Source organism: Vibrio sp. Vb339, assembly GCF_902751245.1.
Classification (GTDB): domain Bacteria; phylum Pseudomonadota; class Gammaproteobacteria; order Enterobacterales; family Vibrionaceae; genus Vibrio; species Vibrio coralliirubri.
Genome location: NZ_CADDIS010000003.1, coordinates 432796 through 444319, shown reverse-complemented (window position 1 = coordinate 444319; position 11524 = coordinate 432796). Strand labels below are relative to the sequence as shown.

Sequence of the window (11524 nt, the reverse complement as noted above, 5' to 3'; positions counted from 1 at the left end):
GTTCTTTTTGAATGCGCCTTGCACCGTCGCGTTCCTTTTTATCATCAAAGRCTTCTCGAACTTTGTTATCAAGCTGCTTGCGGTGCTCGTTGCGTTGAGTGACTTTATGGCGATTATCAATCCAATAATAAAACCCACTTCGAGAAACCCCAAACACCTTAGCCATACGGACAATCCTATATTGCATCAGGTGTTCGAGCATAAACTCATAGCAATCTATTTTAGATTTTTCGCGAAGTAGGTGGCGGCCTTTTTTACGATATCTAGCTCTTCAGCTTGCTCTGCTAATAATCGCTTGAGCTTGGCATTTTCAGTGGTGAGTTCTCTTTCTCTATCGCTGATTTTCGCGTCTTTTTTTACGGCTTTACGCCATCCATAGATTTGAGATTCATATAACGATAGCTGCCGTGCGGCAGCAGCGACACCGACTTTCTCTGCTAACTTAAGTGCTTCGGTTTTAAATTCAGGAGCATGTTTGATTCGTGTTTTATTAGTTGTCATTGTCCACCTCGTTAGTGATTGTATTCACTTAACTCAGTGTCCAAAACTTCTGGTGCGGATCAGTACAAATTTTGTCAAATTTGGAACACCCTTCCTTGTACCAAAGAACATCGGAACTAATCACCAAAGCAATGCAGACTTTGGGCTTCGATTCGACCGTATTTCACCTAGAGTTTTTTGATACCGGGGAAGCACTTGTTTTTAGTGAGTGCGCTGCGCGATTAGGAGGAGGGCAGATCCCTGAAGTCATCGAACACGCTTACGGTATTGATTGGTTCTCGGTTCAATTTGAACAATGCATGGGAATAGTAAACGAGCATCACCTCCCAATGACACCAACAGAGTGTCATGCATTTGTGTACTTACGCTCTTACCCTGGAGGTAATCAAACTGAGGAGGAGTATCAGCAGGCGTTCCATCCCGTAGACCTGCACTTCGATCCACCAAAAGATGCACAAACCTCCGGGAGTTATGGAAACTCAGGATACATTATAGTATCTCGTCCCTCTTTTTCTGAACTGACATCTACAGTTGAAGCCATCACTACATACAATGAGCAGAGGAGAATAAAATGACCATTCGAGTTCTCCTACTAGACCGCGATAAGGCCCACATTAATCGCTTAATACAAAGCGATGATTATAAAAAATATAGCTTTATCCGTCATAAGAGTATTGATGTTATCGATGCTGAAGGAAATACTGTAGGGTTTATGTACCATGCAGATACCTTAGCATACTTGGATCGTTTGATGTGCACGGCTCCTTTTAAATACGTGGTCGCTTGTTCTGAAAGTCAGATTCAATTTGCAGGCTTACTGAGGATGCGATATGGCCTGAAACATGGGCCCGATGCCACACTGAGTGCTAACGTCACCAATAAACTGTCGATGCGCCAGCACTTGTCAGGACATGTTCGTAGTCCTCGATTTTGGCATTCTGGAGATTTTGGGCAAATTGCTAACGTAAATGCTGCTCATCTACCTCCCAAAGTTGTGATAAAACCTATCTATGGTTCTAGTAGTCAAGGGGTGGAATGTCTGACACCTCTTCTTGCTATCGAATATCTAGCTGGTCGACCTTCCTTGTCCATCGTCGAAGAATACATCCCCCTAAACAGAGAGCTACATTGTGACGGAGTAGTGACGAATGGAAATTTGAACTTTTTCCTTCTATCTAGGTACGCCAGGCCTTGGCTTGGGGGAGATATGCAATCCAATGCCAGCCTTCATCTACCAAACGATGATCCACAGTACAAGGCGGCCAAAGATATGGTTATCGTATTACTGAAAGAGCTTGGTATCCAAAACGGTGTTTTTCACATTGAATTGTTTGACTACCAGGAACAGTTATATTTTGGCGAAATTGGGCTTCGACCTGGTGGAGGAGGTATAACAGAATCTATTCAATATTTTTTTAATATTGATCTTTGGGACTGTTATTTAAAACTGGCCTTAGGCGCAACACTGACACTACCCCCTCAACAAGCTCAATCGTCTATTGTTGGCTACATCGGTGTATCTGATGCCGAACATCACTATAAAGACACACTACTCCGTAACCCGATGTTTTGTCGCAGCATGATTCTAAACCCACGAACCCGCTCTCAAGCGACTGGCTGTTTAGTATATAAAGAATTGCTATTTTTCACATGTAAAAATGAGCAAGAAGTCATGTCTGAATTTTTAAAACTCTCGGATATATAAAAAGGACAGGTATGAGTGTTAAATCGTGGTACAAATGTAAAAAAATACTCACTTATCAATTCTTTATATCATCATTTTATATAGCCTGTGGCATTCATTCGATCACGGTCATTTGGTTAACGTATAACTATACGCAAAGTCCTTTCATTGTTAGCTTGATGATCGTAGCGAGTTACCTCCCTTCTGCGATTGCTGGCCTCGTCCTTTCTGAATATTTCAGTCGTGGAAACCCCTTTAAAAAGCTGAAAACCGGGGTTTTTATTCTTTCTTGTTCAATGTTATTGATGATTGCCGCATTAACATCAATTTCCGACGATAGTGCAATAACCCTAATAGTAATGAGTCTCGTTCAAGTTGCTCTATCATTGGTTAAGCTATCCAATCAATCTTCATTAGCTTTCCTGATCAGAACTATTTTTTCAAAACAACAAGGCAAGCAGGCCATGGAATTGGCATCTTCTAACCTACTCGTATCGCTTTCTATTGGCGCAGGATTAGCTGGCTTACTTTTGACCGTTGACCTTATCTACATAAGCCCCGTGCTCGCCTTTATTCTTTTTATATTAGCCTGGGGGGGGATGGTAAAGCTTGAAACCCTCACCTCGGAGTTCTCGTTTAAACCCACTCCGGTTCAAGCAAACTCTCTAGCTAACTCTGCCAACAAAGTATCATTATTTAAAGACCGCAGCCTACAGACTTTAATTTTGTTTTCTATCTGCAGCAGTGGAACTCTACAATACATCAATGCCATTCTTGCCCCTTTGGCTAATCACGTCGTTGCCAATGAACCAACTTATTTTTCCTTGCTCGATGTAGTATCTATGATTGGTGGTTTTTTTGCTGGGGTTGCCCTGTCATCGAATCGCCTAAAGAGTACGTTAGTACTAGATCATGGCTTACTTGCAATCGCAGTTATCACCGTATTGCTCGCAATAAACAACAATCCTACTTTCGTAGCCATATTAATGTTTACGCTTGCCTTCATTACCACAGCTCACGTGATATGTATGCAAGTAAAAACTAATCAAATACCGTGCAAAGAGCATGTATCTCAATACACTGTTCTACGCAATGCTTCAGTTTCTATAGCAAAAACGTGTTTCTCTTTGCTTGCAGGGATTGTCACAACTGTGGTTGATATTCAAAGCAGTTGGCTCGTGTTGTCAGCAATTGCAATATGCTTCCTGATACTCTGGCGGATATTCCCGCCTTCTTGGCGCGAAGACCAATCTCACTTCAGGAGCCTTTCCAACAATGAATAACGTAATCTATAAAACTCGCCAAAATGTGTTGCAGACCGTCTTGAAACTCGGCATGAATAATCAACCAATGCAGCACTTATTTGGTTGGGATATTGCAACTGCTAATAACTTTCTCAATGCATCTCATCTTATCGTGACACTCCCCCACGCTAGCCCAAATGTGTTTTTTCCTCGTGTTGCTGCAAGCTGGTATGCCCGTCATCTGCAATGCGACGACAGGAAGGCATTTCATTTGCGAATAGTCTTGAGTCACACAAACTTCAGTGATCTCGGTTGGCGACCGTACGCGTGGTGGTATTTGGATGATCAACAACAAATCAGAAAAGTTAATTTGTTCACCAGAAACAAAAAAAAGAAGCATGTCACGATAATATCCCAGCCTCCATTATCAGAATTAACTCTACCCGAAATGGAAAACCACCCACTTGCGGTCCACGCAATGTCAACTCAATGTATTAATCGAGCGTGGTCTTATGTAGCGTTGATGGCCAGTACGGAAAGAGCTGCGGGACTTTCTCTTGCTCAGCGCACCATGTATATCACGCTTGATCAGCTACTGTTCGCAATATCGCAATCAGAACTTTCGGGCTTATCCTCTTTATTACAGCGTACCAATGCGCGAAGCCTGTGCCCTCTTGGGGAATTAAAACCAACAACTCCAGGAGAGTCGTCCTTGGTGTACGATAATTCGATGAATATTGCTCTTATTTCAACACTCGGTGCGGATGGGGTTATAGGGGGAGCAAAAATGCTCAACTATTGGCCTGGGGTTGCCTCATGTGAGCGATCGCTCGCGACAGGATATCGACCGATGAAGGTGTTGCTTATCCCAGAAAACAACCAAGTTGTCGAAAAAGTTATGCCATCTCAGGGTGTCTCCAAGCAATTAGTACAATTGGGGATACCTTATTCTCAAGGGCTTGCACTGTCGGAACACGGGCGATTTGCAGAACTCTATTCTCCTTTTTAACGGCGATGATGCTCGTGTATCACCGAAAACCGTTACTATTTTTAATATGTGCTTGTTGGTGAATTTATGTATAAGATTAATAGGTGAGTAATCAATCAAAACATCAAAATTTGCGGCAATTGATTACAACGGGTCAAGGCGTATAGATACACCTTCATATTGAGTATCACCGGAAAAAATTAAATTTCAGGTAGGCCGAGAACCGATATCACCTATCCATTCACTAAATAAGTAACAATCCATCATCAGAACAGCGTGACATTGTACGACAAGTTATCGAAGGTCGATCATGTTAAATTCCGTGAGTAATCTACGCTCAAGCTCCACTAATTTGTGAGCTAAAAGGACTTCTCTAGATAATGACTCTTCCAAAAGCTGTCTAGTTCGCTCTAATTCTACTCTGAGTTTATCGCTTCTCTTTTTCTCGCGGCGAATTATTTCCGATTTAGACAAAGTCGATATGTTGTTTTGTGCACAGGCCTTTGTTGAATCAATCATTGCTATGATAGCTTGGTGGTTTATTCGTGCTCTTTTGAGATAGCCACTGTCATAGCCGGCCTCTTGAGATACAACTGAAGCTGTGATTCTGTCTAGTGTCAAACCAATAAACTTCTCATTTAGCGGCTCACCATTCTTCAGCCGCTCCAACGCGTCATAACATGCTTTGATTCCTGTCTTGTCCGTCATTTATTTCGCCCTAATCTATGCGTCTTGAAGTTCAATAACTTCTGCAATTCAGCTTGTGTAGATAAATACTCAACAGAGCCTTTATCATATTTCATCAATTCGTTTCGAGGCCGTTCTATAAGTGATTCTACGTTGCTCCGTTTTATAACCGCACACTTACTTGTCAAACAACTAGAAAACTCACCAAGTAAAGCACATTCGCAGATATTTGGATTAGTACAACCACCTAATAAAGTAGTGCGGTATGACATTTGACCACTCTCGACATGTTTATAGGTGTCTTCCTTTAATTCTTCGACGGGAATATCACCATTTAGAAACTTCTCTTTTTGCTTCTCGAGAAAGCCTCCACTTTTACCGAAAATCGGGAATTCACCAATCATATCAGTGATCAATTTGTTCGCCGTATCTAGAGACACACCAATCTGGATTTCATACGCAAAATGGGTTTGAGGTAAGACATAGGATTTTGTTTTTACATCGTAGTTACCGAATATAGTATGCACTTTTTCAAAGTTCCGGCTATAGTACTTGCTCAACCCTTTAGAAGTGTGTTTAAACTGGGTTTTAACTGTTGGTAATGACACAAACCCACTATTGACAGCATAAAACGCTAAAGATCTCCTTAATTGATGCGTAGTGAGAGGCCAAACTTGTCCAACGTTGAACTGAGGTTCCAAAGAAAAATTCCTTTCTGAGTCACTCGCCTCCAATATATCAAGGTCTTCTTTAATAATTTGAAAATCTGCCGTCCTAAAGGAGCTCTTAATTTGTTCTTTCATTGCAACCTTAGGTTTCATGATCTTTATACTACTGTTCAAGCAATTTGGGCTACTAATCAGTGGACAATCCTCAGGATTCAAATTATTCACTTTTGCCATCCCCCGGACTAGTGCTTGTAGAACTTGCACGGCCCGTTCAACAATAGGTGGTGCAAACCAAGTCGCTTCTTTCTTATACCCGGAAAATTTTGTTGTAATTGATATTATTTTTATAGTTCTCTTCGGAACTATTTTATTATCTAACTCATCAACAACCTCATCATTTACCGTGCTACTAGATATACAATTGAATGGCAAGCTCCTAGCTTCGCTATTTCTCATTCCAGTGTATAAATGAATTAATATAAGCATATCATACTGTATTTTAGATATTAGTGTTGAAACACTTTTCCGTGTCTTCATTTCTACATCACAATCTCTAAAAAACTTTCCAAACCATTTTTTTAACCGACTCTCGAAAATTAAGCCTATATCTATCCTTTGATATACCTATTTTGTTACTTCCAATTTTATTCAAATGACCAAGTAATATATGAAGTAATAACTGTTTTCTGCTAGAAATACCAGCCGCATACTTTTTCAAATATATTTCATTTGATATAAAATCAAAAAAACTTATTCTCCCTATCATTGGTAATTTTTCAAAAACAAAACAGTAATTTGCAGCATCAATGGTTGACTCAAAATACCTATAGATAGTAGTTGTATTCAAACAACCGTTCCTCCCGCTCTTTGAAAAGTATATAAGAGAGAATACGACGGATTTTACTTGGTTGGTTATTAGGTCATCATGTTCACTATCGCCTGTCTTTTTTAATCTACTGAAATCAAACTTTGAATTACCAGTTATTGTAAGGCTATATGGCGTCAAATCCCAAAGGTTGTCCCCATATCATGCTGTAACATTTCCTTTTGAATCTCTACAAATAACGAAAGAGTTTGCTACCTTTAACGCAGATTCACAATTGAACACATCTGGCTCTTGAATATTCTGGTCCGTTTTTGAGTGAGAAAGAATGTTACTAACATATACCCTATTCCTTATTCCAATCACTTATCTCTTCTCCATCCGTTTCTGAAAAAACAAGACCTAGGCTTTCATACCTTTGTAATCTAGATTCCCAATATGAGGTTAAATCTCCGTACTTGAAAACTTTGTTCATGCACTTATCAACATTCATCTCCCCCTCTTTTGAAATACTTTTTATTTGATAAAGCATTTTCCGGGTTCGAGCAGCTAATAATTCAAAAAGCTCAGTTGCTTTTCCCTCATCTTGTGATGCATTCATTACACCTGAAACGATATAAAGCAGACTGGTTAGTTTGTGGACATCTTCTTCGTCGTTAGCATGACAAATATAACGTGAGCAAAACAAACAACCATATTGAGTTCTGCAGTCTGGCTGTATTGGTGGGTCTTGCATAATATAAAGAGGTTCAGAAAAGCCTTCACACTGCCCTGCAGCAATTTTTTTGTCTTTGCTTTCTCACTTTTGTTCAATTGCTTAACGTGCTTCACAGCCTCTTGCGCTGACCTCCAAAACGCGTCCATTTCTGTTCTTATTTTTTTAGGTGAGACTTCCATATAATGGTTTTCATTTGTAGATTGAGAGTGATTCAATACATTAGATACTATGTTCTTAGTTATAGTAGATTCTTCATGCAAAAAAATACTTTTTATTTTCCTAAACTCTCTCGGAGTTAGAGGCTTAAAATCTTTAGGAAGGAAAACACCAATAATTTTTGATTTCTGAAAATGTCTAATACTTTCACATGTGACACTGGTCGTATCCCAGGATTTAGCTTTTAACCCAAAGAATAATTTATTACATTCCTTTCCATTTAATACCCAATTTCTCAACTTCAAATATTTTCTAAAAAGCTTTACTCAACCTGTAGAAAGATCATATTGAACAATGCGACCAGAGGCTCTAAATTTCACAACTCTATAGCTTTTGCTAATTGTTGATGTGCTATATTCGTAGTTGTCACAAAATTCCAACCTATCCACCTCGCTAATGTATGCACCAGTAAGCATCATAAATATTGTTTGATATGCCTGCATAGCAGTAGATGCTAAGGCACGTTTACATTTAGCTCTGGGATCTGAGTTTATTTTATTAAACCTTTTTCTCAAACTATATAAATCAGATCTAACGTAGCTATCTTTTATTCTAGGATCCGTTTTATAACGTAGCTCTTCAAATGTAGATAATCTACCTTCAACATCATTATATGCTTTAGTTGGCCTATTACAGTAAGGAGTTACTCTATGGGAAGCGGAGGGAAACAAATAAGTTTCGTATTTTTCTGTTTTTATCAAAAATGGTAATGATTTTTCACAAACCAAATGTTCAGTCAATTGAGTGGCAATATTATAGTAAACATCATATGCATGCTTTAAGTCATCTACTTCTCTTAGTAGGGTGCTTTCAATACACCCTTTAATATTTATATTATCAGCAACCATGTAATTTCTAAAACTTCTACCATAATAAATTTCCGCGATGGTTGCTAAATTATTTTGTAGTATATCAGCATTTCTAGGTGTTATATCTCCGACTTGCATTCGATGTTTAAGTTCATTAATTATTATTCTATAGGCCAACTTAGTATCTATTTTACTTTTGAAAAAATCATTAGACAAGCCAACTTCTGAAACTAACAAAAGAGCACGTCTAGTTAAAGTATATATGGAAATTTTACTTCTAATAGTTTTTCTTCTTAACGCTACATATTCGTTTAACTTGTAAATGAAGGGCTCCCAATGTTTCACAAATGAACTAGGATTAACCTTGTAATATGACATGTTTTTTATGTGAGAAGGTATATAGTATTTATCCTCATAAAGAAGCTCACCAAGATCGACAAAATGACCGTTCTTTTTATCGTTCGGATCTAATATATTAATTATTAAATTTGGCGTATCAACGTTTTCCGACCTTAGATACTCTTCTAAAGTGTAATGAACCAAGTTCCTTTCTATATAGTTGTCATTCTTTATTTCCATATAAATCAAATACTCTTTCTTCATATATAGACTGAGCTTTCAACCTTTCGTCTACAGAGTCAAATAACTTTAAGTAGACCTCTGTCGTACGCCTGTCATCATGATGCAACCTTTTCTGTACCAGTGAAACAATATCACCCTCGGTTAGCACTCCATTAGTTGATAACGGTTGTAGCCATCTGTAGTATTTCAATGCGTATGTTACACGTAACCAATGAAATGAAAAGCTTTTTGGAAAAAGTGCACTGCATTTTCCAAGAATTTTTTTCTTCATATAGTAAGTATTCCTACCTTGGGGCCTACTCTTTTTAGTTTTATATCTTGGGTCATCCTTAGCCATGTAATGCGGCTCCCCTTCAGGAGAAAGGAAAATATACATATTATCTTCTGGTATTATATTTCCATTTCTAATTACAAACTTATCTCTTCTTTTCATCGCAGAGACGCTTTTACTATACATTATAATTTGTTCTGCTATTTTTTCAGGAAAATACAAAACTTGGTATCAATTCCAGGTCCAGGTCCAGGTCCAGGTCCAGGTCCAGCATTCAACTTATACGTTCCATCTTTTTCAAGATATTTTAAAACAAATTTATCTAAGTGTTTTAGTCTCATTGTTAGTATAGATTGCTTTCTTGCTCCCGTATGTAAGGCGATTAAATGAATCAGCTTCTCATCTATATTAAAGTTCTCGGAGGAGATAATTTATATTAACTCATCGAGTTCATTGTTATTCAGTGGTCGAAGATCTTCACCATACCACGCACAAAACCATGTGGTACAGGAGAAGGACTACTGCTAACACTTACACTCTGTTCACGCTTTTCAATTTCATATTGATACGACTGGCCATTCAACCCACCATTAAATATTTTTATTAAATCCACGTTATCAACACGTTTAATATCAATATTATAATTAGGAATTTTAGATACATATTTATAAAAATCGTATACTACCTTGGTTCTTTGGTTAAGGCTTCGTCTCGTGATCAAACCTTTCTCTAGTAGTGATAATTGTTCCATGTAATAACGATAAGTTGGCCTTTGCGGTTTACGGCCTTCGAAAATCATCAAATCAATCTCATTCTGCTCGCAGTAAATTTTATATTCTAGTAGAAGACTCACTTTTTTTCTTATTGCTTCTGATGATGTGTAACCTTTTATCAGGTTATAAGCTGCATTAAATATAAAGGAGTTTGCCTCCTCCCATGGAGATCCGTCGGCATTGATAATAAATGGGAATAGGTATAGATCGTAATTCTCGTTAAAAGCTTTATTTGGGGTAATAAAGTAAGATTCACCATCACACAAAAGTCTTTCTATAGAAAGATCACTTATTGGACATGAGGTAATCTCAGAATTTGTTTGCTTGAAGTGTCGAATTAGTATGATTCGTTCATGTTTTGGGTACATAGACATCACCTATTTATCAGGATACTGTCAACCTTGGTACATCACACATGTTACGTCAAACTACAGAATCACAACTACTCTTCTTATCTTTACTCATCACGCCCACTGCCAACGCTGCTGCGCCTTGAGAAACGTTAGACATCGCCGCAATAGGAAAGATAAAGGTGCCGCCTGTCGTCGCAATATCCGCAACAAGTTGCGTTTCAATAGGAAACCGATATCACGCGTGAATGGACCGACGACACTAAACGTCAATAAACCCGTGATGAAAATCGCAAGTAGCGGCGTTAAAAGGTTGTCTAAAACAGAAGGAATGACCTTGCGCAGACCTAACTCAACCTTCTTAAGAATGAATGCCGATACCAAAACCGGTAACACCGAACCTTGGTAGCCCACTTTTTGAATTTCAAAGCCAAGAATATTCCAAACCGGAATGTTGCCAGATACCGCAGCACCCCCGAAGCCCCACCCGTTAAGTAATTCTGGGTGGACCATCAACATACCTAACGCCGCCCCTAAATATGGGTTACCGCCAAACTTCTTACTGGCTGAAAATGCCAGCAGAATAGGCAGGTAAACAAACGGATCATTCGCAAACGTGTTGATCATGTTCGCCAAGTCTGTCAGTCCTGGGTTGGCATCAATCAAAGATTTGCCATCAATGAACAAACCTTGGGCAGTCAATAGGTTATAGATACCCATCAACAAACCGCCAGCGACGATTGCGGGAATGATTGGAACGAAAATATCAGACAACCCTTTCACTGCGCGTTGAACGATGTTTTGTTTCTCTGCGCCAGCAGACGCAACGTCGTTGGTGGACATTTCACTCATACCCGTCAACTTCGCCATTTCTGCATAAACTTGGTTTACGATGCCTGATCCAAAAATGATTTGGTACTGACCCGCAACTTTGAACTGCCCTTTTACCCCTTCAAGGCTATCAATCGCTTGTTCATCTATTTTTTGCTCATCTGCAACGGCAAAGCGTAAGCGTGTCGCACAATGCGCAAGTGCAGTGATGTTACTTTTACCACCTAGTAGAGTTAACAACTCTTTTGCTACTGCCGGATAATTCATTTCATACCCCATTGGATTATTATCTGAGCTTGCGAAATTTTCGGGAACGTTTGCAAAGCAAGTTGTTGCTCAATAAAACCAAATAATCAAAGAGCTTTTCATCTTCTCTTTG

At 39.0% G+C, this 11524-nt stretch carries 11 protein-coding genes and 2 pseudogenes; 4 read left to right on the top strand and 9 right to left on the bottom strand.

All coding sequences use genetic code 11. The features are described 5' to 3' along the window. Positions 1–501 (bottom strand): annotated as a pseudogene (locus HRQ85_RS17865) (transposase); the annotation flags it as partial. Positions 502–596: 95 nt separating this feature from the next. Between HRQ85_RS17865 and HRQ85_RS17860 the strand changes: the two are divergent. From HRQ85_RS17860 to HRQ85_RS17845, 4 genes are read left to right on the top strand one after another with little or no spacing between them, the layout of a single operon-like run. Next, positions 597–1076, top strand: coding sequence for a hypothetical protein (locus HRQ85_RS17860; protein WP_172380284.1), 480 nt, complete (start codon positions 597–599; stop codon positions 1074–1076). After that, positions 1073–2206, top strand: coding sequence for an ATP-grasp domain-containing protein (locus HRQ85_RS17855; RefSeq protein ID WP_172380283.1), 1134 nt, complete (start codon positions 1073–1075; stop codon positions 2204–2206). The genes HRQ85_RS17860 and HRQ85_RS17855 overlap by 4 nt, the downstream gene beginning before the upstream one ends. An 11-nt stretch (positions 2207–2217) precedes the next feature. Continuing rightward, entirely contained in the window at positions 2218–3468 is a 1251-nt protein-coding gene (locus HRQ85_RS17850) for a hypothetical protein (protein WP_172380282.1), read from the top strand. Next, positions 3461–4438, top strand: a complete 978-nt coding sequence (locus HRQ85_RS17845) for a hypothetical protein (RefSeq protein WP_172380281.1) — start codon at positions 3461–3463, stop codon at positions 4436–4438. The genes HRQ85_RS17850 and HRQ85_RS17845 overlap by 8 nt, the downstream gene beginning before the upstream one ends. A 273-nt stretch (positions 4439–4711) precedes the next feature. On the opposite strand, the gene HRQ85_RS17840 is transcribed toward HRQ85_RS17845, so the two are convergent. The 8 genes and pseudogenes from HRQ85_RS17840 to HRQ85_RS17805 form a co-directional block, all read right to left on the bottom strand. Continuing rightward, positions 4712–5125 (bottom strand): hypothetical protein, encoded by a 414-nt coding sequence (locus HRQ85_RS17840; RefSeq protein ID WP_172380280.1) that lies wholly within the window; start codon positions 5123–5125, stop codon positions 4712–4714. Next, the gene (locus tag HRQ85_RS17835; protein ID WP_172380279.1) at positions 5122–6309 is read right to left on the bottom strand and encodes a hypothetical protein; all 1188 of its coding nucleotides are present in this window, start codon (positions 6307–6309) and stop codon (positions 5122–5124) included. Before HRQ85_RS17835 ends, HRQ85_RS17840 begins: the two co-directional genes overlap by 4 nt. A 16-nt stretch (positions 6310–6325) precedes the next feature. Next, positions 6326–6619, bottom strand: a complete 294-nt coding sequence (locus tag HRQ85_RS17830) for a hypothetical protein (protein WP_172380278.1) — start codon at positions 6617–6619, stop codon at positions 6326–6328. Positions 6620–6941: 322 nt separating this feature from the next. Beyond that, entirely contained in the window at positions 6942–7196 is a 255-nt protein-coding gene (locus HRQ85_RS17825) for a hypothetical protein (RefSeq protein WP_172380277.1), read from the bottom strand. Positions 7197–7795: 599 nt separating this feature from the next. Next, positions 7796–8917: a hypothetical protein gene (locus HRQ85_RS17820; RefSeq protein ID WP_172380276.1), complete on the bottom strand. Its 1122-nt coding sequence runs from the start codon at positions 8915–8917 to the stop codon at positions 7796–7798. Next, the gene (locus HRQ85_RS17815; protein ID WP_172380275.1) at positions 8901–9353 is read right to left on the bottom strand and encodes a site-specific integrase; all 453 of its coding nucleotides are present in this window, start codon (positions 9351–9353) and stop codon (positions 8901–8903) included. The genes HRQ85_RS17820 and HRQ85_RS17815 overlap by 17 nt, the downstream gene beginning before the upstream one ends. A 298-nt stretch (positions 9354–9651) precedes the next feature. Next, positions 9652–10332, bottom strand: coding sequence for a hypothetical protein (locus tag HRQ85_RS17810; protein WP_172380274.1), 681 nt, complete (start codon positions 10330–10332; stop codon positions 9652–9654). Between the two features lie 79 nt (positions 10333–10411). After that, positions 10412–11412, bottom strand: a pseudogene (locus tag HRQ85_RS17805) (PTS transporter subunit EIIC); the annotation flags it as partial. Positions 11413–11524 lie beyond the last annotated feature (112 nt).

Coding starts and splice junctions, on each gene's coding strand:
- HRQ85_RS17840 (WP_172380280.1), bottom strand. CDS start 5,125: ATGACGGACAAGACAGGAATCAAAGCATGTTATGACGCGTTGGAGCGG.
- HRQ85_RS17845 (WP_172380281.1), top strand. CDS start 3,461: ATGAATAACGTAATCTATAAAACTCGCCAAAATGTGTTGCAGACCGTC.
- HRQ85_RS17850 (WP_172380282.1), top strand. CDS start 2,218: ATGAGTGTTAAATCGTGGTACAAATGTAAAAAAATACTCACTTATCAA.
- HRQ85_RS17855 (WP_172380283.1), top strand. CDS start 1,073: ATGACCATTCGAGTTCTCCTACTAGACCGCGATAAGGCCCACATTAAT.
- HRQ85_RS17835 (WP_172380279.1), bottom strand. CDS start 6,309: ATGAAGACACGGAAAAGTGTTTCAACACTAATATCTAAAATACAGTAT.
- HRQ85_RS17810 (WP_172380274.1), bottom strand. CDS start 10,332: ATGTACCCAAAACATGAACGAATCATACTAATTCGACACTTCAAGCAA.
- HRQ85_RS17825 (WP_172380277.1), bottom strand. CDS start 7,196: ATGAATGCATCACAAGATGAGGGAAAAGCAACTGAGCTTTTTGAATTA.
- HRQ85_RS17815 (WP_172380275.1), bottom strand. CDS start 9,353: ATGAAAAGAAGAGATAAGTTTGTAATTAGAAATGGAAATATAATACCA.
- HRQ85_RS17820 (WP_172380276.1), bottom strand. CDS start 8,917: ATGGAAATAAAGAATGACAACTATATAGAAAGGAACTTGGTTCATTAC.